A 22342-nucleotide genomic window follows, 5' to 3' on the forward strand; every position below is an offset into this window, starting at 1 on the left:
GAAGCTTCTATTACCCACCCAATAGTGGGCGTTTTTCCGCCCAGTGTCTTATCTTGCTAGCTCAGCAACGAATCAATACCATATTGAGACCCGTATTGTTCCACGACAAAATCAATGTCTTTATCACCACGACCCGATAGGTTCACCAAAATCGAGCCTTTCTCTCCTTGCTGTGCCAGCTTAATGGCGTGCGCAATGGCATGAGACGATTCAATAGCAGGAATAATGCCTTCCATACGTGACAATTCAAAAAAAGCATCAATGGCCTCTTTATCATTGATATGTGCATAATTTGCACGACCAGACTCTTTTAAGAATGCATGTTGTGGCCCAACCGACGGGTAGTCTAAGCCACTTGCAACCGAGTAAACCTGTTGCGGTTCGCCTTCACTGTCTTTAAGCATGTAAGACTTAAAGCCATGCATAATGCCCGGCTCACCCAAGGTTAAAGTAGCCGCATGTTCACCTGGGTCTAAGCTACGACCCGATGGCTCAACACCATATAAAGTAACGTCTTTATCTTCTAAAAATGCACTAAACAAGCCCATCGCATTAGAGCCACCGCCGACACACGCGACTAAATTGTCAGGCAATTTACCTGTCATTTGTTGAAATTGCTCACGCGCTTCATTACCAATAATTGATTGGAAGTCACGCACCATCGCAGGGAATGGGTGCGGACCCACGACTGAGCCAATGGCATAAATTTGTGTGATCGGGTCTTTCATATAAGCTTCAAACGCCGCATCAACCGCTTCTTTTAAGGTTTTTCTGCCATGAGTCGCAGGGATCACCCGTGCCCCGAGAATGCGCATGCGCACTACGTTTGGGTGCTCTTTTTTAATATCTACTTCACCCATGTATATATCACACTCAAGCCCAACTAACGCCGCCGCCGTTGCTAGGGCCACGCCATGTTGACCAGCCCCCGTCTCCGCAATCAGCTTCTTTTTGCCCATTTTTTTCGCCAGCAGCGCTTCACCTAAACAATGGTTAATTTTATGGGCGCCAGTGTGGTTAAGGTCCTCACGCTTTAAATAAATATCGGTGCCGTATTTTTCTGATAAATTTTGTGCATGAAAAATAGGACTAGGTCGGCCTACAAAATGTTTATATAGCCGGGCAAGCTCGGCGCGATATTCAGGATCATTTTTACATTGATCATAAGCGGCACTGATTTGGTCCATGATTTTTTGTAGCTCTTCGGGAATAAAACTACCGCCAAATTCACCAAAATAGCCCTGCGCGTTAGGCTCTGGATGTTGAAAGGTATTTTCCATTTTCGTCATGTCCTTATTTTCAAGAGAGGTATCTTTTTATAACGACAAAACCACAATAAATGTATGGCTACAGTGAAGATCTGTTAGCTCGGGCATACTTTCATGGGGCGAAATGATGGAGTTAGCGATAAAACAAGCCTCGCTTATGGGGCCTCATATAACCAATCAACTTGAGAAACATGTTTCAAGCATCTCCAGGTTGATGACATAGATGGATTAAATAAGCTCTGAAACCCGTTTGCGTAACTCAGGCACTAACTCAGACTCAAACCAAGAGTTACGCCTTAACCAAATATTGTTTCTTGGGCTAGGATGAGGTAAGGGGACAATACTGGGCCAACATTGCTGCCACGCGCGCACCTGATCGGTCACCGATAATCGGGCGCCTCCTAAGTGATAATCCTGAGCATACTTACCAATAACAAGCGTTAACTCAATCTGTTGCAGTTGCGCAAGCAACCTCTCCCGCCACAAGGCTGCACATTCCGGTCTTGGTGGCAGATCGCCCCCCTTACCCGTGCCAGGAAAGCAAAAACCCATAGGTAAAATTGCAACTAACTTAGGATTATAGAATTTTTCACGATCTATACCTAACCATTCTCGCAATCGCTCACCACTCGCATCATTAAACGGAATGCCTGATTCATGCACCTTACGTCCCGGAGCTTGGCCAGCAATTAAAATTTTGGCATCAGGATGGATTTGCACCACAGGACGCGGCTCATAAGGCAAATGCACTTGGCAATGGCGGCAACTACGCACATCCTTTAATAAGGTTGAAAATGACACTATTGGCCACGCACCGTAATATTAGCGTCACTAATCACGACGGTGATATCCGATCCCAAGGTATAAGAAGGCACGATAGCGGTGCTGATTTTACCACTGGCATAATTCGCTTTAAATTTTATCGCCCCTTGCTCCTTAACCTCAAATGGCACTTCTTGACGCGGCGTTAGCGACCCCAAGCTTTTAATCTGACCATCCCAACTCGCGGTAACATTAATGGCTTCACTGCTGCTATTTTTGATATAAAAAGTGGTTTTCGCCAACTGTAAATTAACCGCATAAACCACAATCGCAACGAACATAAGGAAAAACGCCAGCGCTCGTTTCGACAATTTTTTGTTTACAGGCATCACCACACCTTAGTAAATATTAAAGAATGAGGCTGGTATTATGGCTCATAATCATCTCATCAGAAACAGTGGACCCTGCTTGTTTACACAATGAAGACTCCCTACACGCGCTTTTTTAGCTCACATCCAGCAGCCCCTGTACCCCTCGCGAATATGGTAGGTTCAGCTTAAAAGCAATGATCTTGTGAATGCCTCTCATTATTGCTGAGTGACATGATTATGGTAGGTCCATACAGCTAAATGAATGCGGGTCAACCGCCCCCATGTCTCTTTGTTTAAATTGCAAAAAGCGCTGATTACACTCAGCTGTTTGCCATGGCTTACAATCACTTAACGATATATTACATAAGCCACCGAAACAGCCAACTGACAAGCTATTTGCGCCCTCCCTCTGGCTAGCAGAGATCAGACTAACAAACACCTTGCCAACTGTATCGAGATCACGACCTTCACAATGCTGATTTTCAGGCTGAATTCGCTGTTGGGTGAAAGGCATAATAGCGTTCAATACGGCGTCACTCTCGGCGCTAACAGCTTGCTCACCCAGCCAATAGATAAACAATCCAAGCGCTCCGCAACATAGTCCAACGGCAAAAATACCGAACGCACGAACTAAGCGCATTACCATTGAACTGCTGTGTAACCACAGCCCGTTAATCGGAGATATTCAGCGAGGGCGAGCTTATCCGCATCAGTATCCAACTCATATTTGGCATCGGCAAACGATCGCCAATACACCGCATCCGCTTCAAATGCGGCAATGTCACCCAACCAAGATAACACGGCATAATAATGAATGAGTTGAAGTTCAGTGCTGGGATGGTATAGCGAGCAAATATGCACAAACTGCTGCGCCTGCACACCTAGCTCTTCTTTTATTTCTCGCAATAACCCTTGCTCAGGTGACTCGCCAGCCTCTAAATGGCCGCCGGGGATCGCGACTAAACTTGGATCGCAAGCCTTGTGCTCAGAGCGTTTTTCCAGTAACACTTGGCCATCTTTGATTAACAAAAAAGACGCACATGGATGGGTTTTCATGTTTTTTCACTCCGTTCGATTAAGCCAGCTTGCAGCCGCGAGTTAAATTCGCCATTTGATCATGATATTCAATCGCTGGCTCACGGGAAAAATCGCGACCAATCGTCTTAACTAATCTCACCACGGAAAACTGCTGTGCCGCATACTCGTAATCTTTCGCCCAATCTTCATAAACTTGGGTTTCACAATCGAGCGGCGTTTTGAGTTTAATAGTCTTAATTCGCATCCGATAAGGCTTAGGCGTTAAGCGCGCTCGATAACACTTTTGCTTATTGGATAGCTGCACATACAGCCAATCCACATGCAGCTTATGCAACAAGTTAGTATGAGCACGTTCGGCGGGGTCTAAATACGTTCGACAGATGACGCGAATACCTTTTGCGGTTTCATAAATCCGAAAGTCGCCGCCAAGCTGCGGATAACGCGTTAGGTTTTCTTCAAACTTAAACACAATGCGTTCTTTTAGGCTTAACTTACGCAAGGGCTTGAAAATATCGAGCCAACCTTTACGGTAATGATCCAAATCCAAAATGGTGTATTGCGTGGTGTTCCAAATTTTTGCGCCATAGCGACATACCGTCACTATATTCTTATCATCAATAATCTGCGCCACATGCTCTTTAATCGCAGCATCATATTCATTTAATGGCTTCGGCTGCTGCTCGGCAATGCGCTGTTCAATCACCTTAGCTCGTAGCGCGCCTTCCTCGGCAGCCACCACTTTTGAAACATTTGAGCCAACCAGTAATTGAATGGTTTCGACTTGGTTGCCAACCCTTATATCGAACGGTTCTTTGACCCAAAATTTAAAATATTTCATGCCGTTAAAATTATGAATAAATAAGTAACAGCCATTCTATCGGCAATTTTCACAAGGTCGAGTACCATTTTTGGTTCCAAGAAGTGGTAGGCGGTATTTCCCCACCCATCAGAAAGAGTGCTACTATAGTGATACTTATCAGAGGGGGATGATGATGAAAGTAGAACTAGTAACAACATTAAAACGCCAAGCAACGAAGATATTATCAGAGCTTCATTCTTCTAAAGAGCCGGTATTAATTACCGAGCACGGACAACCTTCAGCTTACCTTGTTGACGTTGAACACTTCGACTTTATGCAAAAACGCATGCAAATTCTTGAAGCGCTAGCTAAAGGTGAGCTGGCAATAAGCCGTGGCGAAACCGTGTCCAATGATGAAGCCAAAGCGAAAATGAATAAATGGCTGAAGTAATTTGGACCAATCCCGCCCTCAAAGACCTAAACGATATCGCTGACTATGTTGCTTTGAGCAACTTACCCGCCGCTAAAAATTTGGTCGAAAAAATTTTTGCCCATGTCGAACACCTCGAAATGTTTCCTGAATCAGGAAAAACACCGCTTGAGTTAAGCAATTTGAGTTATCGCGAAGTGGTGGTTAATCCGTGCCGCGTGTTTTACAAAATAGACCGCGAAAAAGTTTATATTTTGCACGTGATGCGGCAAGAGCGTGACTTACTGAAATTCTTGCTTCGAGCGACGCCTCAAAGTTGATGCAAAAATAAAGATAAATAACTGGGCAACCACTCAACTTAAAGGGGTTGCTAAACTTTCTTCCATGGTCTGTGTATTAAGCCGATCATTCGCATGACTTTTTACATATCGCACCATATTCAAAATATCAGCATCAAACTCATCGTCATCAACATCAATTGAAATCAACTGATTGATATCTAATAACAAGTCATTATCAATCAAGTTACACCTGCTATTCTGAAATGAAATGTCTCTGCAGCTATCTTCAGTCAAGATGGCGGCTATTATTGCAACCGATTGATTTGGGTATGTATTAGATATGCTTTTTGCAAAAGCTACACACTCTTTCAACCAAGCTTTTCCCGACATATCGAAGTCACAAAGGGCAATAAGAGTTCTAAACTGAGTTGGATTGTCATGGAGCAAGAAATTCGGAGCATCAAGCATCGCTTTTTGAAGGGCTGCTGTTTTTGCCTTTTCGACCTCATCGACGTTCACCTCAGAGAAAGTATCAAGCAAATATACTCCCGCAGATAGATTCTGTGGGAGTACCAGATCTGACAGCTGCATCAGTGACTTAATATTGACATGGTTCATTTTATAGCCAATTTGATAAGCACAAACTTTAAACAAGCCCTGCACATCTCCCCGCAGTAACCTCTCTGAATCAAGGTTATCGAACATTTCCTTTGCAACATCCAAAAGGCCTTTAAATCCTTCATTATCGCTATGGGGGTTAATCTGCGCCATGAAACGCCTTAGCAAATCTACACAACTCAAACCTCCACAACTCAAATTTCGCGATAATGTCTTGCAAATTTTTAAACGCTTGTTTCTTGGTAATTGCTTATTTTTACTTAAAAACTTAATCGTATCACTTAAAGGCAAAGTAAGGTCGGATACATCTATCATTCCCGTCAACAGCTTAAGGTATTCGGAACCACCATCCATAAAACTAAAAAGGGGCAAGTAAAACGTGTGCCCGTCACGGGTCTGGTTAGAACTGACATCCCTAAAAGCTTTTGGAAATAAAAAATAGATTATACTTGAAGACCCTTCAGGGCTTTCAAACCCCTCCTTGGCTTGCTCTAATAATTCAAGATTACGCACTTGACCATGTTCTAGAATGAAACGATGATATTGCATAACAAAACCAAAGGCTTGAGCATCGCACACTTTCAAAGCACACCAACACAACAGCACATCAAAAGGAATAAACTCTTTAAATTTATCGCTATAGGTATCCACTTCCCTAAGCATAGCTTTCAACATCCTTGGCGTTTTACAAAGCCAAATCACCGCAGTTAACGGCTCCAACTCGCGACCAAAATCCATCTCATACGGGTCGTCGGACTCACCTTCCTCTTTCAATCCCTTAATGTTTAACCAACCATCCGTAATCACCCATCTATGCAAATCATCAATTAAGCTTATCTCCTGCGCACGCGCACTTTCTATCCAGCGTGTTCTGTACTGTTCAATAAGCGCTTTGACGTTCGCTTCTGGCAAGGAAAGGTCAAATCGTTTAACCGCTATGCGATTTGAGATGTTGCTAAGATGGTTCGTAAAACCAATCGTAAATATGAAACGAATGTTTTGACAGCAAGATAGTTGATCGAGCAAAGGGGCAATCGCAGCTGAACTGGAAGGTGTAACGCCATTTCTATCGATATCTTCAATCACCAACAACAAGCGCAGGTTTGAAGCCTGTAATAGAGTATCTATCCTTTTTAGTTGGCTCAAAGGCGACATCTCTATTGCTGGAATGACTTTAGATAACAGTGAGCCCGTGTTACCCGTTCCTGATAACACATTTACATACTTGTCTGGCATTGAATATAAAGATGACACGCTCACTTGCTTGCTCAAATCAGCAAGAAGTGAGTTAAGCAATAATTTTTGCGCATCCCCCTCACTAGCCAGCCGACCCCATGCATCAAACTTTGAGATGACCCACTTAGTCTTATTCGTCTTATCCAGAATTCGGTCACTTAACATTTTAATAATGCTAGATTTCCCTGAACCAAAGTCACCATATAAAACAATTCCACGGTTAGTCTCGCGACTGATTTCCACCTCTTTCTGTAAAGAGTCTAACACGTCAAAGTGCCTAAATTTGTCATCAGATGCATTCAAAATTAAACCCTCATGCTCATGCCATGGGGTGTACCGCTGTGCTTTAGCTAATGACGGTGTGACATTCTTGGTTGGCCCTTTTTTGTTAAAGTGCCACAAAGCCAAAGCCCCACTAAACAACGTGAAGTTTAAATTGGAAAAGCTGATGAATAGCTCACTGACAAACAGCGCGTTCTGACTTATAAAACCACAGACGACGAGAACAATAGAAAAGTAAGCAGGGGGATACATTAAATAGATCAGGGTAAGTTTTCGTTCAGGGTTGCTATCACCAGTGTGTACCAAGATCTTATTAATTATCAGCGCAGCGCCCAAACCAAGTACGAGGTAAAAGAAGACTCCATCATTACTGTTTGCAAAGCTAACCCAAGCGCCAAAAATATTTTGCACCATGGGAAGTGAATATAGAAAATCTACGATAAACCATGCGCTTATTGCATAAATAATTACAGTTAACCACCGAAAAGCACAACCCATTGTCAGCTACCTAAATTTGAAGTTTGTCACATCTGCTAGAACGCTTAATTTTTAAGTAGCCGCCCAGCGGACAACAGTGTAGGCCGCTCTTTGCGCAACAAACCATTGCGTACGTTCGACTGAGTAGCCACCACTATATTTCACCTATATTGGTCTTGCGAAAAATGGCAGGAGAAAGCACGACGTGTAACGATTGCACTTGAACATGAAATCGCGCTAAACCATTAACATTGGCTATTCTAGTCGTTCTAACTTCAAAAACAAAAGACTTGGCACTTTTTGTATTAAATACGGTGCCTTAGCAGCTTTCCTCACAGGGAAAAACACGACCGTAAATACACCTACAATTGCCAGCACACCTCAGTTCAGCACAAGCCATGAACTAAGTCCGTGAGAATAACATCACTACATCAGCACCAAAATGAGTCACAAAAAGCTACTGAGCCAACCCTATCACGGAGCAAAATGTCTTTTTCAGGGATGAAAAAGCCAAGCCTACAAGGATGTACTAGCGGCGGTTTTGCGCAGTGATAGGGTTAGCGAACGGTTAGCAGTTGCGCAATAAACTAGCTCAATAAGAAAATCAGTTCTTACGCTTTAACCACACAGAAAAGTGTACAAAAGCGGGTAAGACCAGCGCCCATAGCACGCCAATGATTAACGCAGAGCTAAATGCCCCCAAAGGCAACTCTACCGCCCCTAAACGATAACCACCGAGATAACTTAAAGGACCGGAAATACTGCCCATCAATGCCACCAACAATAACGGCAAACGGCGCAACCAAGCCAAACTATGATTAAGCGCCACTGCAAAATGAAACCAAATGAAAGCTAGCCACAAGGGCAACACTGCCTGATCGGCAAAGACAAACACCCCCGTTAAAGACAGCGTCGAATCTAACAACATCCCCACCAAACTTACCCCAACTAATAGCGGCAAATCTTGGCGTCGCGTTGGGCTAAGATAAAAATGCAACAACAGTAATACAGTGACGTAAGGCCAAGCATCTTGCTGCAATAAAATTGCAGTAAACCAAACCAGCTGAAACATCAAAGCATTAAGCCATAAAAAATGCTTGGCTAGCCAGCTGGATCCAGCAGCCCAAGACGGCTGATCAAGATTAATTTTCAACATAGATTTCAACGGTGATAAGTCACATAGTCAGGACTGCGAAAATCTGGTTTAGCAGCCACCAAATGCACCGTACTAATGCTGCGCTCTAAAAAGCCACCTTCGCAATAACAAAGGTAAAACTTCCACAAACGAATAAAATCTTCGCCGTAACCTTGCTGGCGAATGTCAGCCAATGAATGCTCAAAACGGTGTAACCAATCTTTTAAAGTACGCGCATAATCAAGCCCAATATCATGGAGTTGCATCATGACCATATCGGTTTTATCGGCGATGTGCTGACTCATCACGCTAACGGAGGGTAAGCAACCACCGGGGAAAATATAACGCTGAATAAAGTCGACACCGGTGCGATAACTATCATAACGTTGATCGGCAATGGTAATGGCTTGAATGAGCATTTTGCCCGACGGCTTAAGGCGGTCACTGCAAGTGCGGAAAAAGGTTTCTAAATACTCATGGCCCACGGCTTCGATCATTTCAATCGACACTAACTTGTCATATTGCCCCTCAAGCTTACGATAGTCCTGCTTGAGTAAGGTAATTTGATCTTGTAGCCCAAGCTCCGCCACCCGTGCACAAGCGTAATCGTACTGTGCATCAGAAATGGTGGTGGTGGTGACTTTAACGCCGTAATGCTGCGCCGCATAAATAGCCAAACCGCCCCAACCGGTGCCAATTTCTAACAATGTCTCGCCAGGTTTTAACTCCAAGCGCTCACATATCAGGTGTAATTTATGTAATTGCGCCGCTTCTAAGTCTGCCTCTTTACTCGGATAAATTGCACTGGAATACAGCATTTCTTTATCTAAAAAAGTGCGGTACATATCATTGCCCAAATCATAGTGGGCCAAGATATTTTTGCGCGAGCCGTGTTCAGAATTACGATTCGACTTGTGCACTTTTAAATGACGCAAACTCGACAGCCAAGCAAAGCGTTTTTCAAGCTTATCCAGTACCGTTAAATTTCGCCCCAACACTTGGATGACCTTAGTTAAATCAGGGCTGGTCCACTCGCCTTGAATATATCTTTCACCAGCAGCAATACTGCCTCCCAATAACAATTGACGCCAAACACGGCTGTTGTGTATTTCAACCTTTGCTTGCAACTCAGCGTTGGCATCACCAAAGTGCATCACATCCGAGCCGTCTTCAACCGTTAAACCCGCCTCACTTAACTTACTTAAAATGGCAAATAAGGCTTTCTTCGCCATTTTGTCTAACCAATGCACCGGCTGTTGTTGCAGGGTGGCCACGTTTGAATTATCCATTTTTTTGCTCCGTCGATGGCCCTGGATGAGGAATATAAGGCACTTTTTTTAAATAGAGTTTCAGCGCCTGCCAATAAATACCCGCCAGGGTCTTAATGGCCATAGATGGCAGTTTTATTACTTGTTTACGTAAGTTTTGATTAGTTAGATCTACCCGCTGCAACATTAAACTCGCGTCAAACAATTTGGCTTCGTTGCGATTTTCCATATGCAGACGTAATTGCTTGCCCGGCGCCTTGATCCGCCAGTAATACTTCATGTTCAAATCCATAAACGGCGACACATGAAACACCTTGTCAGTCGGTTGATTGGCTGCAATATCCACCAGATAATAATGACGCTCATTCCAAGGTGTGTTGCTTACCTCTGCCAATAAATAAATCAGTTCATCGGCATCGTTATAGCAGTAATAAAAATTCACTGGGCTAAAATAAATGCCGAAACAACGCAATTGCCCCAACATCAGCACCCGACCATTCAGTGCCACTCCGCCTAAATCTTGCACTTTTTGCCACACCGCTTGGCGACTGACAGGCTGGTTTTTATGTAAGTAATCTTGGTGATTGAAACTAAGGGGTGCCCAGCGATTTTGTTTAAACCAAGAGCCAAGCTTTTCTACCGCGCCCAGTTCGTCTAAATCCAACCCTAAGAAAAACACTTGATATTTAAACTCATGACCCACAGGAGAAAAGCGGCGATGACGCACAATGCCAGTATAAATAGCACTGTGCTCAAGCGTGGTATCTTGGTTTAACGTCGCAGGGGCGCTACTCATAATTTCAAACCAAAGCGCTGACACACATCCAACGCACTGCGCACACCGTCTTCATGAAAGCCGTTGTACCAATACGCGCCAGCAAAGTGAGAGTGGTTACGACCGCAAATTTGTTCACGATTTTGCTGCGCGGCCAAACTAGCTTGATTAAATACAGGGTGCATATATTTGAAACTGCGTAATATTTTACTGGGGTCAATGGCATGATTTTGATTTAAGGTAACGCAAAAAGTCGGCGCGTCAGCTGGCAGGTTTTGTAATATGTTCATGTCATACGTCACGCTGGCAGGGTTGTCGCGCTGACCATTTAACTGGTAGTTCCACGCCGCCCAAGCCTTTTTTCGCTTAGGTAACAAACGCGTATCTGTGTGCAATACCACGTCATTTTCGCTGTAGGCTAAGTCACCTAATATTTTTTGCTCTTGTTCGGTGGCATCACTCAACATGGCCAAGCTCTGATCGCTATGACATGCTAATACCACCTCATCAAAATATGCTTGCTGGCCGTTATTTAACGTCAGCACCACACCTTCATTACCACGCTCAATCTTGCTCACTGCAGTGTTTAGGTGAATTTTATCTTTAAACTCTGCCACCAGCGGCTCGATATAATTACGCGAGCCACCTTCTATTACATACCATTGCGGGCGGTCGTTGACATTAAGCAAACCGTGATTGTGGAAAAAACGAATGAAGAACAGCAACGAGAATTGCTCCATCTCCACCAAGCTTGACGACCAAATCGCTGCGCCCATCGGCAAAATGTAGTGCTCGGCAAAAAACTCACTGAAATTTTGTTGCTTGAGAAAGTCCCCTAACGTCAGTTCAGGATCAATACTTTGCTCCGCCCAAAGCGCCTTACACTTGCCATTAAAGCGCATAATTTCAGCGATAAAGCGCCAAAATTTCGGATTAAGGATATTACTGCGCTGAGCAAATAAGGTATCTAAATTATGACCATTGTATTCAAGGCCCGTTTGTACATTGTTTACACTAAAGCTCATTTCGGTTGGCTTAGCTTGCACACCTAACAGTGCTAACAAGCGCTCAAAGTTTGGATAGGTGCGATCATTAAACACAATAAAGCCGGTATCGATGGCCCAACTGCGGCCATCCACTTCTACGTCCACCGTGGCGGTGTGACCACCAATATAATCATTGGCTTCAAACACTTGAATATCATGCTCTCGGTTTAGTAAATAAGCAGACACTAGACCTGAAATTCCCGTTCCAACAATGGCGACTTTTTTCATTATTTTTGTATCCTTGCAGCCAGTTGTTGCCAACAAAATTCAGGCAATAGGGCTAATGTTTTTAATATAAAGGTAAATTTTTTTGGAAAGTGTACGTCAAACTGATTGCGTGCTAACCCTTGCATAATGGCCTGACTGGCTTCGGTCACTTCAACACTCATTGGCATGGGAAAATCATTCTTGGCGGTGAGTGGCGTTTTCACAAAACCTGGGCTAATCAAACTAACCTTGATTCCTTGGGCCTTTAAATCAATCGCTAGAGTACGAGCCAAATAACTCACCGCCGCTTTACTTGCGCCGTAAGCTTCGGCTCTTGGCAACGCCACATAACTGGCACTTGAGCCCATCAGGGCTAACTTCCCCCCTTGGTTAAGAAGAGGTAAAAACTTTTCTAAACAATAACCTAAACCAATAAGATTGGTATAAATCACACGCTCAAATAGGGCGCCATCAAATTGTTTTGGGTCATCAATATATTCGCAAGTGCCAGCATTAAGAATGGCTAAATCTAGCGCGGTGATTTTTTCCGCCGCCTGCGCCATGGCCACTGTGTCGTTCAAATCAAAACATAAAGGGTGCAAGCGCTCGCCACCTTGCTGTTTCAGTTCGGCCAATGCCACTTCATTGCGACCACACGCCCACACCTGCCAACCTTGCTTGATATAATCCAACGCGAGCTGCTGGCCAATGCCTGAGGTGCAGCCTGTAATCAATACTTGCTTCATAGTTACTTCCTCATCGCTTAGCACGTTTTTTTACTTGGCGAATACAAGCGCCCAGCAGTGGAATGTGTTCGTATAGCATTTCGCCTAGATCGACATAATCACGGTGATAAGTGATCTTATCGGTAAATTTAAGGTGACTCGCCCCGTGGACACTAATGGCCTTGCCGCCATTGAGCTTTGGATGGCGATAGGTCATGACCCAAAAAAGACTGGCCTGTTGCTGATCTTGAATCACCTGATGAATGGCAAAATCACATTGTTCTAAGGAATGATATAAACCTGCAAAGTATTCCATCAGCGCCACCAAGCCATTCACTTCATGAAGTGCGTCAACAAACCGTATATTAGAGTCGTAAACCTCTCCCAAGCGCTCTAAATTGTCTTTGTCTAGCTGCTGGTACAGCTCTACAAATTGGCTCACTATGGCTGATTTCACTCACGCATCCTTCTAGCTATCAAGATTCAATTAATCGATTAACCTTTGCCTAACACAGCAAATACATCTAATGCTTGCTTGCGAGCAACACTATGTTCCACCAGCGGTTTAACATAACGAATCGGTCGTTCATTGGCCTTTGGCATGTGAATATTTTTTGCTGTTAAATTAATCAATTCCGGACAATATTTACGTATAAAACTGCCATCGGGATCAAACCGCTCGCTCTGGCGGATGGGGTTGAAAATACGAAAATACGGCTGCGCATCACAGCCTGTACTGGCAGCCCACTGCCAACCACCATTGTTCGACGCTAAATCAGCATCAATTAACTGCTGGCTGAAATATTGCTCACCGCAACGCCAATCAATCAGCAAATGTTTGGTTAAAAAACTCGCCACCACCATGCGTAAGCGATTGTGCATCCAACCGGTTTCATTTAGTTGCCGCATTGCAGCGTCCACTAACGGGTAGCCCGTACGGCCTTCGCACCAAGCGGCAAAGTCATCATCATTTTGACGCCACTGAATATTGGCGGCTTTAGGAATAAAGTTATAGCCCATGGATAATTTTGGATGGGCAATCAACAGATGCCGGTAAAAGTCGCGCCAAGCTAGCTCACTGATCCAGCAAAATGCGCCACTGTCAGGCTCACTTAATGCGCTGGGGTAATGTTGTAATACTTGATGCAAGCATTGCTTAGGACTGATAGCCCCCACCGCGAGGTATCCCGACAAGCCACTGGTTTGATCGAGTGCAGGCATATCACGATAAGTTTTATAATCTGCTACCTTATGCTGCACAAAAGTGCTTAAGCGTTGCAGAGCTTCGTCTTCACCTGCTAACCAAGCGCTGCTATCGCGCTTTGGAAAGTCCAGTTTAATGCTAATAGCCTCTACCGCAGGTCCAATGGCAATCGGTTTAGCCAATGGCGGAACCCATTGCTGCATCACTTTTTCCAGCCACTGTTTGCGAAATGGGGTAAACACTTTAAACATGGTGCCCGCTTGGGTGAAAACCGTGCCCGGTGCCATGATGCTATGGCCTTCAAATAACTTTAACGGCAAGCCAGCTTCTAGCACAGCGCGATCACGACGCACCTCATTTAATTCAGGCTCAGTATTAGCAAAAATTTGCTCAACTTGGTGCTGCTGACAAAAATCCAATAAAAACGAAGGAATATCAGCAAACAAATCCACTTGATAATGTAAGGTTGCCACACCTAGCTGCGCCAACTCATTCACCACAGATTGTAAATTTTGCTCGATAAAATCTGCTTGAATGGACGCAAGATTGTGCTTATGCCATTGCGCAGGACTGCTGATAAATAACGCTAAAGTAGGGCCTGTGGCCATGGCAGCGGCTAGCGCGGGATTATCACTAATACGAAGGTCTTTTCTTAACCAAACCAAATTCATTGCCACGCCTCCTTTGGCTGGCGACAGTCGGCAACTTTTAAACCTAAATTAACTTGATGCAAAACAGCAAACTCTCCGGTTAAATAAGCATGTGAACCAAGCTGGTTGAATAATTGTTTTTGATTCGTGGTCACTTGCGCCGGCAAATCAAATAGGATGTCATTCGCTTCAATACGGTCCATCACCAACGGCAATGGTGTTAAATCAGGTAGATGTAAGGTGGTCACTCTATAGCCCGCTAGAGCCCATTCATTAGCTTGTAATAATAATTGCCACCAAGGTCGCTCTCCTACTTGCAGCAACCAAACTGCAAGCCCTTGATTGGTTTGATTAGCCAGCTGCAATCGGGTGTAAAAACGTTGTTTTATTTGTTGTTGCAGCCAGACCATCACGATAGTGCCATCAGCCCGAGTGACACAGTCTTCATCACATTGCTTTAACCAAGGAATCAAAACTTTATTCATCACTAAGCCATAAGGGTAGAGTGAGGTAAGTTGATCTAACAGTTGATTCAGCTTGCTCGCCTTTAGTGCAAATGAAGCTGCCAGCAATAACTCAATTTGTTGCTGCCAGTTATCCAGCACTTCATTACTCGGTTGTTGCTCCAATAAAGGCTTCACTTGACTGATTGGCACCCCTTTTTCTAACCAGCTTACAATGTCATGTACCCGTGAAATATCTTGCTCGCTGTATAAACGGTGTCCTTTCGCGGTTCGTTGTGGATTTAGTAAACCAAAACGGCGCTGCCAAGCACGCAGCGTGACCGAGTTTACCCCTGTTTGCTCAGACACTTCGCGGATGGGATATAACGCCTGATGAATACTCATAACATGTCTCTATTTTTCTTTATTAATACGACGGTTCAATTTTTAGCCTGATAATTAAATCAATGCTCATAGCGTAATTTCAGCTCTTCAGGATGCGGATTTAAATATATTTGCTGCTCAATATAAGCATCTGGATACAAACTTTGATAATGCTTAATCAAGGTCATTGCAGCCATTAATGGAATCAAGCCTTGACGGTATTTATCTATGGTTCTAGCCAATTGCTGACGCTCTTCACTGCGCAAGCTACGCTTTAGGTAGCCTTGAATATGAGACAAGGTATTGGCGTGGCTCTTACGTGTTGGATGCCCTTTTAGCACTTGCATAAACTTTACTATGTATTGATCAGCGATTGTTTCCGCATCACCGTCACCATGAGCCAGCAATGGCCCAAGCTTGTAGTACAAGTTCACATCATGAGCCATCAGCAAGTATTTATAGCGTGCGTGAAATTTGTATAAAGCATCACGCGTCACACCTGCTGCACGCAGCTTTTGCCAATCGTGGTAAGCAAAAACTCGGGTTATAAAATTTTCACGTAAAATAGGGTCGTTTAATCGCCCTTCTTCTTCCACCGGTATAAGCGGGTGATCACTCATCACCTGAGCAGCAAATACACCTACCCCCTCTTTTACGGCATCTTTGGTGCCGTCTTTGTATAAGTTCACTCGCTCCATGCCACACGTTGGCGACTTGGCACAAAAAATGTAGCCAGTAATACCTGCTAGTTGGGCCGATTTAGAAGCTGAGAATTCGCGTAATTTATCGGTCACATCAAAGCTGTCATCAGAGGCTTTAATACGAATATCGCCCAGTTGATTAACCAAGCGAATAGTTTTACGTGGTGCCCCCATGCCTATCGCCATCTCAGGACAAATTGGCTGAAAATCAAAATATTGGCTTAAATCATGACGACAATATTTACTTTGTTTATGGCCACCATCAAAACGTACCTCTTGGCCCAATAGGCACGAACTGATTCCGATTTTTATTTTTTCTGGCTCAAACTGATACATAAACAAAGTCCTTGTACGCAATAGGTGTTTTAAAGTTAGTCAAAAGTTGTACTAACAGCAAATATATGTACAAGTATTTAATTGCTTTGGATCACTTTGGTTATGTTTTTTTCTACATTTTATTCAAACAAGATGATGCTAATGGCTTAAAGTTGACTGTGGACTGAGGGCAAGTTGGAATAATTTGTTCTTCTGGACAAGATTTTCTCTCCTTTAATATCGAAATAAAGGTTGATCCTGTAGGCATTTACTTTACATTTGCCCTACTGTTTTAGGGTGGGAAAAAATGATGGAAGTCATCTATTTAATCATGGAGCAATATAAGCTGCTAATTACCATACTGGTCATTGTTAGCTTTCCCAAAATTGTAAAAATACAAAATCGTATCTTAGAAAATATGGTACGAGGCCGCATTGATCCCCATCGCCGCTACCGCGCGGGATTATTGTTAAAGATTATTTCTGCCTTTGTCTTATTGTGTCTGTTATTGATCATTTGGGGCATTGAGCTGCGCGGATTGTTGGTTGTGGGCTCATCGCTATTTGCCATGCTCGGCGTAGCCTTGTTTGCGGGCTGGTCACTGTTGAGTAACCTGACTTCATTCTTGTTACTGTTTATTCAAAACGACTGCCGTGTCGGTCACTGGGTGCGAGTGGTTGATGGCGCAAACTTTGTGGAAGGCCGGATCATCGAAATGGGCTTGATGAATGTGGTAATGGAAAATTTAGATGGCAACAAGGTCATTTACCCCAATAACTTATTTATAGTTCGCCCAGTAATGGTGCTCACTCAACCACCGGAAAAAGCCAAGAAAGTGCACACAAAACGCCTAATAGGCAAAACTCAGGCCTAAATGCGCTCGCACAGGAGGCATCATGGAACAAGACATTAGCCAAGTGATTTCACAAATCTCTGCAGCCCCTCTAGAGCAGCAGGATGCCTTGTTTAATTTGGCTGAAAAAGAGCTCGATGATGGTGCATTGGCACTGATTCTTGAGTCTCAACCGATAGAAAAACGTATTCATTTATGGCGCTGTCTGTCATTAAACCACAGTGTAGATGTACTGACGGAAATGCGTTCAGATGCGCGTTACTCGATCATTCAAAGCCTTTCAGCTATTGAACTCGACTTAGTTTTATCTCGTTTAGACAACGCAGACTTAATTGAATGGGCCGACTACTTACCCGATGAAATAGTACAAAAAGCCTTAAGCCTGATCGATGAACAAGAAATTGAACTCTATGATCAAGCTAACGAGTATAACGATGAAGAAATAGGCCGTTACGCTGAGCGAAAAATGTGGGTGTTGGCCAAAAGCTTGCGGGTGCGCCATGCTTTAAGGTTAATCAGCCGAGATCCCAGTAATGCTCAGCCCACAATTTATCTTGTTGATAAACATGGCACTTACTACGCTACGCTAGCGACACATAAATTACTCAATGCACCATTGGACGCCCCAGTATTAAGCTTAGCGGATCAAGAACAACCCGCATTGCAAGCCGATTTAGGGCTATTAGAAGCATCAGAGCTGATTGAACATGCCGAATATGATTGTCTACCCATAGTCAATGAGCATAATCGTTTGATCGGTCAAATTAGTGTGCGCTTAGGCATGTCGATTATTCGTGAGGAATATGAAAACACCTTAATGGCACGCGCTGGTTTAAGCGAAAGTGAGGATTTATTCGCACCAGTGATCGACAGTGCGAAAAAACGCGCTGTTTGGCTGGGAATAAACCTTGTTACAGCGATTTTTGCTTCCATCACCATTGGCTTATTTGAAGATGTGATTTCAGAAGTGGTCGCCCTTGCGGTACTCATGCCAATTGTTGCCTCTATGGGAGGCATCGCTGGTAGCCAAACCTTAACCTTGATGATCCGAGCCATGGCGCTGAATCAAGTTTCTGCTGGTAACTTAATATCGTTAATTAAAAATGAGTGTGGCATTGGTGCTTTAAACGGTTTGCTTTGGGCGCTGGTGATTGGCCTACTGGCAGGACTTTGGTTTCAATCACCAATGATCGGCGCCATTATTGCGTTAGCCATTTGTATCAACATTATCACCGCCGCATTATTCGGCGTGCTCATTCCAATGGTATTAGACAAGCTAAAACTCGACCCTGCATTAGCAGGCTCAGTGGTGTTAACCACGGTGACCGATGTAGTTGGCTTTTTTGCCTTCTTAGGGACAGCAACCCTACTGATTTTATAGAATCAGTAGGTATAAAAAACCAGCATTCACGCTGGTTTTTTTATTGGGACAAAATATTAAGGCTGTGAATGACCACTATCGTGGACAAAGCCTGCTCGCAACATTTCGTCATCCGCTTCGATCACTTCACCAATATAACTTTCAACTTGCTGCTCAACCAAATGATCAGGCTCGGCAAAGAAGGCTATATGAAACACAGCATCACCTTCATTGGCCAGCGGTAAAGTTTGTTGGCCAATGACGATGCCGCTACGCGGCGCTTTTAGTTCCCACTCACCATGCCCTAACGGTGCGCTGATGTAAGCCAATATTTGGCCTTTATTGACCCGCTCACCTAGAGATACTTGGCTACGTAACATACCATCGCTTTCAGCGCGAACCCAGCTACTTGAGCGCGCTATCACTGGCTCACTCAAACGCTTTTTACGTGACGACCGCAGCATGCCTAAGCTGCGCATGACACGCTCAACACCTTGGAGACCAGCCGCGATTGCAATGGGATCAAACCTTAATGCTTCACCCGCTTCATAGGTAATAACGGGCACATTTAAATTTTCAGCTTCGCTACGCAACGAACCATCGCGCAGAGATGCATCAATAATGACAGGAGTTCCAAAGGCTAACGCCATGGCATTGGTGGCAGGATTATCTAAATTAGCGCGAATTTGCGGTAAGTTAGTACGGTGAATCGCACCTGTATGTAAATCAATAATATGGGAACAATGTTTAACGATATTATCAAAAAACATGTGCGCCATGCGCGAGCCTAACGAGCCCCTTGCCGACCCCGGAAAGCACCGATTTAGGTCGCGGCGATCAGGTAGATATCTGGATTTATGAATAAAGCCAAATACATTCACCACAGGCACAGCAACTAAGGTTCCTTTGAGTTGCTGTGGATTTATTTTCGCCAACAACTGACGAACAATTTCCACGCCATTAAGTTCGTCACCATGAATCGCGGCGCATACCATTAGCACGGGACCTTGATAAGCCCCATTAATCACTTCAATGGGGAAGTCCAGCGTGGAGTGGGTATATAACTTCGCCGCTTCTAACGCTAATGTTTTACGTTCACCCGGTAAGATTTCCTCACCCAGTAAGGTAAATGACCGATTCTTTTTAGCCCTTGCCACGTGTCGCTGTCCTTTTTGATGCCGCATTTTGCTCGACAAAATCGATCACCAACGAAGCAATATCTTTGCCTGTTGCCTTTTCAATCCCCTCTAAGCCAGGTGAAGAGTTGACTTCCATCACGAGTGGGCCACGGCTTGAGCGTAATAAATCAACCCCCGCCACATTAAGCCCCATGGCTTTGGCTGCGGCAATGGCAGTTCTACGCTCCGCAGGGGTAATTTTTACTAAAGAAGCACTGCCACCACGGTGTAAGTTAGAGCGGAATTCGCCTTCACCCGCTTGGCGTTTCATCGCAGCGATCACTTTTTCACCAATGACAAAACAGCGAATATCCGCGCCACCTGCTTCTTTAATGTATTCCTGTACCATAATGTTAGCTTTTAGGCCCATAAAGGCTTCAATAACACTTTCGGCCGCTTTGCGGGTTTCTGCTAGCACTACGCCAATACCTTGGGTGCCCTCTAACAGCTTAATCACCACAGGTGCACCACCAACCATGTCTAATAAGTCTTTAACATCATCGGGCTTACTGGCAAACCCGGTAATAGGCATGCCGGTACCTTTGCGTGACAGTAGCTGCATTGAGCGCAATTTGTCGCGCGAGCGAGTGATCGCCACCGACTCATTAACTGGGTATACGCCCATCATTTCAAACTGGCGCAAAACCGCACAACCATAAAAGGTAACGGATGCACCAATGCGTGGAATAATCGCATCAAAGCCGCTTAGTTCTTCACCTTTAAAATGAATTTCAGGTTGCTCTGAATTGATGTTCATATAACAACGTAGCGCATCTATCACTTTAACTTCGTGGCCGCGCTGCTCACACGCTTCAATCAAGCGACGAGTGGAATAAAGATTTCTGTTACGAGATAAAATACCAATTTTCATTACATTTAGTTCCTAGTGGCTGGCAAGGTATGAACCTTCCGGATCCACAATAATGCGACCGTTCATCGCGGTGCGCCCTAACAGCATTCTAAACATCATGCTGTCGCGATTTGTTAGGGTTATTTCTATCGGCCAAGACTGCGCCGCTATCTCAAGCTTAGTCGTAATCACGTAACGCGTTTCGGTATGACCGCCAGAGTCGGTTACCTTACGTTGATCTGAAACCGGTGCCTCACAGACCAACTCAACCTCATTATTTTGTTGCTCTGGGTGCAGCCAAAAACGCACCCATGTTGCGTTATCACGCTCAAATTCTTCTACTTTAAATGCATGTAAGCAGGACGTCCTCGCACCTGTATCGACCTTGGCTTTTATCTGTGAAATACCCAATTCTGGCAAGGAAACCCACTCGCGCCACCCCACCTGTAATTTGTTTTTATTCACATGAAACTCCTTTGTACCTACCCATGCTTAACTGAGATTATTAAGGGGCATGCTTTTTATACCTAAACCCTTAACCACACAAGCAAAATAACACGACCTTGTGATTATTTATAGCAACCACGTATATACCCAATCAACTTGAAGATGCATGCATCTCTAGGTTGATTGGGTATATAGTTATACTCTAGTGCTTTTCCGCTATGATAGGGCACTAATTGTCCACTTAATGAGAATTTAACATGCCAATAAATGGTCTAGTTCATGGCTTATTACTCGATGGTAAAGGTGGTGCCACTCCTGTTGACACTCATCAAGCCATAACAGAATGGCGCCCTGAAGATGGAAAACTATGGCTGCATTTTGATTATACTGACGCGGCGTCTCGCCACTGGATAACACAAGAGTCAGGCCTATCTGAACATGTCGTTGATGCATTGTTAGCTGGGGAAACTCGGCCGCGAGTAACAGGGACTAACTACGGCAGTGCCAGCTTAATCTTTCTGCGTGGCGTCAATTTAAACCCAACTGAAACCCCTGAAGATATGGTCTCGATTCGCCTATATGTTGATGACAACCGCATTATCAGTACGCGAAAACGCCGTCTGTTGTCTATTGACGATATTCGCAAACAACTGACGCAGGGTGATGGACCCACTTGTATTACGGAAGTGATCAGTTCCCTGACTGAGCGACTCACCATGCGGATGCAGCATGTTATCGATAGTTTAGAGCAACGTATCGACAACATAGAAGATGAACTATACCAAGAAGAAGAGTTAACAATCGGCCAAGAGATATCTTCTATTCGCCGTCAAACCATTACCTTAAAGCGCTATATTGCACCGCAACAAGCGGCACTGAGTAAACTTTATGAAAGTAATTACCCTTGGATTGACGAAGCGTTTCGGCATGAGTTTAAGGAAACAGCTAACCACCTGATGCGCTATGTCGAAGAGCTTGAAGTGATTGTCGAGCGCGCCCAAATTGCTTACGAAGAACGCTCGGATTTGCTTTCGGAGCAATTAAACCAGCGCATGTATGTGATGTCAGTGGTGGCCGCAATTTTTTTACCATTAGGATTTTTAACTGGGCTGTTAGGCATTAACGTCGGCGGTATTCCTGGCTCAGAAAATCCTGCGGCGTTTTACATTTTCATTGCCTTGCTGCTCGCGCTAACAGGCTCACTTATTGGTTTGTTTTGGTGGAAAAAATGGCTGTAAG

At 44.3% G+C, this 22342-nt stretch carries 24 protein-coding genes; 5 read left to right on the forward strand and 19 right to left on the reverse strand.

All coding sequences use genetic code 11. The features are described 5' to 3' along the window. Window positions 1-56: 56 nt before the first annotated feature. From trpB to K1M91_RS14000, 6 genes are all read right to left on the reverse strand, one after another. Window positions 57-1289: a tryptophan synthase subunit beta gene (gene trpB, locus K1M91_RS13975; protein ID WP_232802658.1), complete on the reverse strand. Its 1233-nt coding sequence runs from the start codon at window positions 1287-1289 to the stop codon at window positions 57-59. 207 nt (window positions 1290-1496) lie between these two features. Further along, complete coding sequence (locus K1M91_RS13980) at window positions 1497-2042, reverse strand: uracil-DNA glycosylase family protein (protein WP_232802694.1); 546 nt, start codon at window positions 2040-2042, stop codon at window positions 1497-1499. Between the two features lie 26 nt (window positions 2043-2068). Then, window positions 2069-2419: a hypothetical protein gene (locus K1M91_RS13985; protein WP_232802659.1), complete on the reverse strand. Its 351-nt coding sequence runs from the start codon at window positions 2417-2419 to the stop codon at window positions 2069-2071. A 217-nt stretch (window positions 2420-2636) separates the two neighbouring features. After that, window positions 2637-3041 carry a hypothetical protein gene (locus K1M91_RS13990; RefSeq protein ID WP_232802660.1) on the reverse strand — a complete coding sequence of 135 codons (405 nt, stop codon included), beginning with the start codon at window positions 3039-3041 and terminating at the stop codon, window positions 2637-2639. Further along, entirely contained in the window at window positions 3041-3457 is a 417-nt protein-coding gene (locus K1M91_RS13995) for an NUDIX domain-containing protein (RefSeq protein WP_232802661.1), read from the reverse strand. The genes K1M91_RS13990 and K1M91_RS13995 overlap by 1 nt, the downstream gene beginning before the upstream one ends. 19 nt (window positions 3458-3476) lie before the next feature. Continuing rightward, a complete protein-coding gene (locus K1M91_RS14000) occupies window positions 3477-4277 on the reverse strand; it encodes a hypothetical protein (protein WP_232802662.1) in 801 nt (266 codons plus the stop codon). 154 nt (window positions 4278-4431) lie between these two features. On the opposite strand from K1M91_RS14000, the gene K1M91_RS14005 reads away from it, so the two are divergent. Continuing rightward, a complete protein-coding gene (locus K1M91_RS14005; protein ID WP_232802663.1) occupies window positions 4432-4689 on the forward strand; it encodes a type II toxin-antitoxin system Phd/YefM family antitoxin in 258 nt (85 codons plus the stop codon). Continuing rightward, window positions 4677-4988, forward strand: a complete 312-nt coding sequence (locus tag K1M91_RS14010; RefSeq protein WP_232802664.1) for a type II toxin-antitoxin system RelE/ParE family toxin — start codon at window positions 4677-4679, stop codon at window positions 4986-4988. The genes K1M91_RS14005 and K1M91_RS14010 overlap by 13 nt, the downstream gene beginning before the upstream one ends. A 33-nt stretch (window positions 4989-5021) precedes the next feature. On the opposite strand, the gene K1M91_RS14015 is transcribed toward K1M91_RS14010, so the two are convergent. From K1M91_RS14015 to K1M91_RS14060, 10 genes are all read right to left on the reverse strand, one after another. Next, window positions 5022-7583 (reverse strand): P-loop NTPase fold protein, encoded by a 2562-nt coding sequence (locus tag K1M91_RS14015; protein WP_232802665.1) that lies wholly within the window; start codon window positions 7581-7583, stop codon window positions 5022-5024. 583 nt (window positions 7584-8166) lie between these two features. Then, the gene (locus tag K1M91_RS14020) at window positions 8167-8718 is read right to left on the reverse strand and encodes a DUF2878 domain-containing protein (protein WP_232802666.1); all 552 of its coding nucleotides are present in this window, start codon (window positions 8716-8718) and stop codon (window positions 8167-8169) included. 5 nt (window positions 8719-8723) lie between these two features. Next, on the reverse strand, window positions 8724-9986 hold the full coding sequence (locus tag K1M91_RS14025; protein ID WP_232802667.1) for a cyclopropane-fatty-acyl-phospholipid synthase family protein: 1263 nt from the start codon (window positions 9984-9986) through the stop codon (window positions 8724-8726). Continuing rightward, entirely contained in the window at window positions 9979-10761 is a 783-nt protein-coding gene (locus K1M91_RS14030; RefSeq protein ID WP_232802668.1) for a DUF1365 domain-containing protein, read from the reverse strand. Before K1M91_RS14030 ends, K1M91_RS14025 begins: the two co-directional genes overlap by 8 nt. Continuing rightward, window positions 10758-12014: an FAD-dependent oxidoreductase gene (locus K1M91_RS14035; protein ID WP_232802669.1), complete on the reverse strand. Its 1257-nt coding sequence runs from the start codon at window positions 12012-12014 to the stop codon at window positions 10758-10760. Before K1M91_RS14035 ends, K1M91_RS14030 begins: the two co-directional genes overlap by 4 nt. After that, complete coding sequence (locus K1M91_RS14040; protein WP_232802670.1) at window positions 12014-12739, reverse strand: SDR family NAD(P)-dependent oxidoreductase; 726 nt, start codon at window positions 12737-12739, stop codon at window positions 12014-12016. The genes K1M91_RS14035 and K1M91_RS14040 overlap by 1 nt, the downstream gene beginning before the upstream one ends. 10 nt (window positions 12740-12749) lie before the next feature. After that, complete coding sequence (locus K1M91_RS14045; protein WP_232802671.1) at window positions 12750-13175, reverse strand: nuclear transport factor 2 family protein; 426 nt, start codon at window positions 13173-13175, stop codon at window positions 12750-12752. A 38-nt stretch (window positions 13176-13213) separates the two neighbouring features. Continuing rightward, window positions 13214-14593 carry a deoxyribodipyrimidine photo-lyase gene (gene phrB, locus K1M91_RS14050; RefSeq protein ID WP_232802672.1) on the reverse strand — a complete coding sequence of 460 codons (1380 nt, stop codon included), beginning with the start codon at window positions 14591-14593 and terminating at the stop codon, window positions 13214-13216. Next, complete coding sequence (locus K1M91_RS14055; protein ID WP_232802673.1) at window positions 14590-15420, reverse strand: MerR family transcriptional regulator; 831 nt, start codon at window positions 15418-15420, stop codon at window positions 14590-14592. The genes phrB and K1M91_RS14055 overlap by 4 nt, the downstream gene beginning before the upstream one ends. A gap of 59 nt (window positions 15421-15479) precedes the next feature. After that, window positions 15480-16436 carry a DUF523 and DUF1722 domain-containing protein gene (locus tag K1M91_RS14060; protein WP_232802674.1) on the reverse strand — a complete coding sequence of 319 codons (957 nt, stop codon included), beginning with the start codon at window positions 16434-16436 and terminating at the stop codon, window positions 15480-15482. A 289-nt stretch (window positions 16437-16725) separates the two neighbouring features. On the opposite strand from K1M91_RS14060, the gene K1M91_RS14065 reads away from it, so the two are divergent. Beyond that, window positions 16726-17289, forward strand: a complete 564-nt coding sequence (locus K1M91_RS14065) for a mechanosensitive ion channel domain-containing protein (RefSeq protein ID WP_232802695.1) — start codon at window positions 16726-16728, stop codon at window positions 17287-17289. Window positions 17290-17311: 22 nt separating this feature from the next. Next, complete coding sequence (locus K1M91_RS14070; RefSeq protein ID WP_232802675.1) at window positions 17312-18649, forward strand: magnesium transporter; 1338 nt, start codon at window positions 17312-17314, stop codon at window positions 18647-18649. A gap of 56 nt (window positions 18650-18705) precedes the next feature. Here K1M91_RS14070 and K1M91_RS14075 read toward each other — a convergent pair whose 3' ends face one another. From K1M91_RS14075 to K1M91_RS14085, 3 genes are read right to left on the reverse strand one after another with little or no spacing between them, the layout of a single operon-like run. After that, window positions 18706-19785 carry a succinylglutamate desuccinylase/aspartoacylase family protein gene (locus tag K1M91_RS14075; protein ID WP_232802676.1) on the reverse strand — a complete coding sequence of 360 codons (1080 nt, stop codon included), beginning with the start codon at window positions 19783-19785 and terminating at the stop codon, window positions 18706-18708. Then, on the reverse strand, window positions 19772-20677 hold the full coding sequence (gene rimK / locus K1M91_RS14080; protein WP_232802677.1) for a 30S ribosomal protein S6--L-glutamate ligase: 906 nt from the start codon (window positions 20675-20677) through the stop codon (window positions 19772-19774). The genes K1M91_RS14075 and rimK overlap by 14 nt, the downstream gene beginning before the upstream one ends. 12 nt (window positions 20678-20689) lie before the next feature. Then, a complete protein-coding gene (locus K1M91_RS14085; RefSeq protein WP_232802678.1) occupies window positions 20690-21121 on the reverse strand; it encodes an ATP-dependent zinc protease in 432 nt (143 codons plus the stop codon). Window positions 21122-21360: 239 nt separating this feature from the next. Here K1M91_RS14085 and K1M91_RS14090 point away from each other — a divergent pair, with 239 nt between their 5' ends. Next, entirely contained in the window at window positions 21361-22341 is a 981-nt protein-coding gene (locus K1M91_RS14090) for a zinc transporter ZntB (protein WP_232802679.1), read from the forward strand. Window position 22342: the final 1 nt, after the last annotated feature.

The sequence above is a fragment of the Motilimonas sp. E26 genome, assembly GCF_021278025.1.
In the GTDB taxonomy this organism is placed as follows: domain Bacteria; phylum Pseudomonadota; class Gammaproteobacteria; order Enterobacterales; family CBDFNC01; genus Motilimonas.

Excerpts from the sequence above, each read along its gene's own strand:
- K1M91_RS13990 (WP_232802660.1), bottom strand. The coding sequence starts at position 3,041 with ATGCGCTTAGTTCGTGCGTTCGGTATTTTTGCCGTTGGACTATGTTGC.
- K1M91_RS14055 (WP_232802673.1), bottom strand. The coding sequence starts at position 15,420 with ATGAGTATTCATCAGGCGTTATATCCCATCCGCGAAGTGTCTGAGCAA.
- K1M91_RS13985 (WP_232802659.1), bottom strand. The coding sequence starts at position 2,419 with ATGCCTGTAAACAAAAAATTGTCGAAACGAGCGCTGGCGTTTTTCCTT.
- K1M91_RS14030 (WP_232802668.1), bottom strand. The coding sequence starts at position 10,761 with ATGAGTAGCGCCCCTGCGACGTTAAACCAAGATACCACGCTTGAGCAC.
- K1M91_RS14070 (WP_232802675.1), top strand. The coding sequence starts at position 17,312 with ATGGAACAAGACATTAGCCAAGTGATTTCACAAATCTCTGCAGCCCCT.
- K1M91_RS14040 (WP_232802670.1), bottom strand. The coding sequence starts at position 12,739 with ATGAAGCAAGTATTGATTACAGGCTGCACCTCAGGCATTGGCCAGCAG.
- K1M91_RS14010 (WP_232802664.1), top strand. The coding sequence starts at position 4,677 with ATGGCTGAAGTAATTTGGACCAATCCCGCCCTCAAAGACCTAAACGAT.
- K1M91_RS13995 (WP_232802661.1), bottom strand. The coding sequence starts at position 3,457 with ATGAAAACCCATCCATGTGCGTCTTTTTTGTTAATCAAAGATGGCCAA.
- K1M91_RS14090 (WP_232802679.1), top strand. The coding sequence starts at position 21,361 with ATGCCAATAAATGGTCTAGTTCATGGCTTATTACTCGATGGTAAAGGT.
- K1M91_RS14065 (WP_232802695.1), top strand. The coding sequence starts at position 16,726 with ATGGAAGTCATCTATTTAATCATGGAGCAATATAAGCTGCTAATTACC.
- K1M91_RS14035 (WP_232802669.1), bottom strand. The coding sequence starts at position 12,014 with ATGAAAAAAGTCGCCATTGTTGGAACGGGAATTTCAGGTCTAGTGTCT.
- K1M91_RS14005 (WP_232802663.1), top strand. The coding sequence starts at position 4,432 with ATGAAAGTAGAACTAGTAACAACATTAAAACGCCAAGCAACGAAGATA.
- K1M91_RS14060 (WP_232802674.1), bottom strand. The coding sequence starts at position 16,436 with ATGTATCAGTTTGAGCCAGAAAAAATAAAAATCGGAATCAGTTCGTGC.
- trpB (WP_232802658.1), bottom strand. The coding sequence starts at position 1,289 with ATGACGAAAATGGAAAATACCTTTCAACATCCAGAGCCTAACGCGCAG.
- rimK (WP_232802677.1), bottom strand. The coding sequence starts at position 20,677 with ATGAAAATTGGTATTTTATCTCGTAACAGAAATCTTTATTCCACTCGT.
- K1M91_RS14015 (WP_232802665.1), bottom strand. The coding sequence starts at position 7,583 with ATGGGTTGTGCTTTTCGGTGGTTAACTGTAATTATTTATGCAATAAGC.
- K1M91_RS14020 (WP_232802666.1), bottom strand. The coding sequence starts at position 8,718 with ATGTTGAAAATTAATCTTGATCAGCCGTCTTGGGCTGCTGGATCCAGC.
- K1M91_RS14025 (WP_232802667.1), bottom strand. The coding sequence starts at position 9,986 with ATGGATAATTCAAACGTGGCCACCCTGCAACAACAGCCGGTGCATTGG.
- K1M91_RS14000 (WP_232802662.1), bottom strand. The coding sequence starts at position 4,277 with ATGAAATATTTTAAATTTTGGGTCAAAGAACCGTTCGATATAAGGGTT.
- phrB (WP_232802672.1), bottom strand. The coding sequence starts at position 14,593 with ATGAATTTGGTTTGGTTAAGAAAAGACCTTCGTATTAGTGATAATCCC.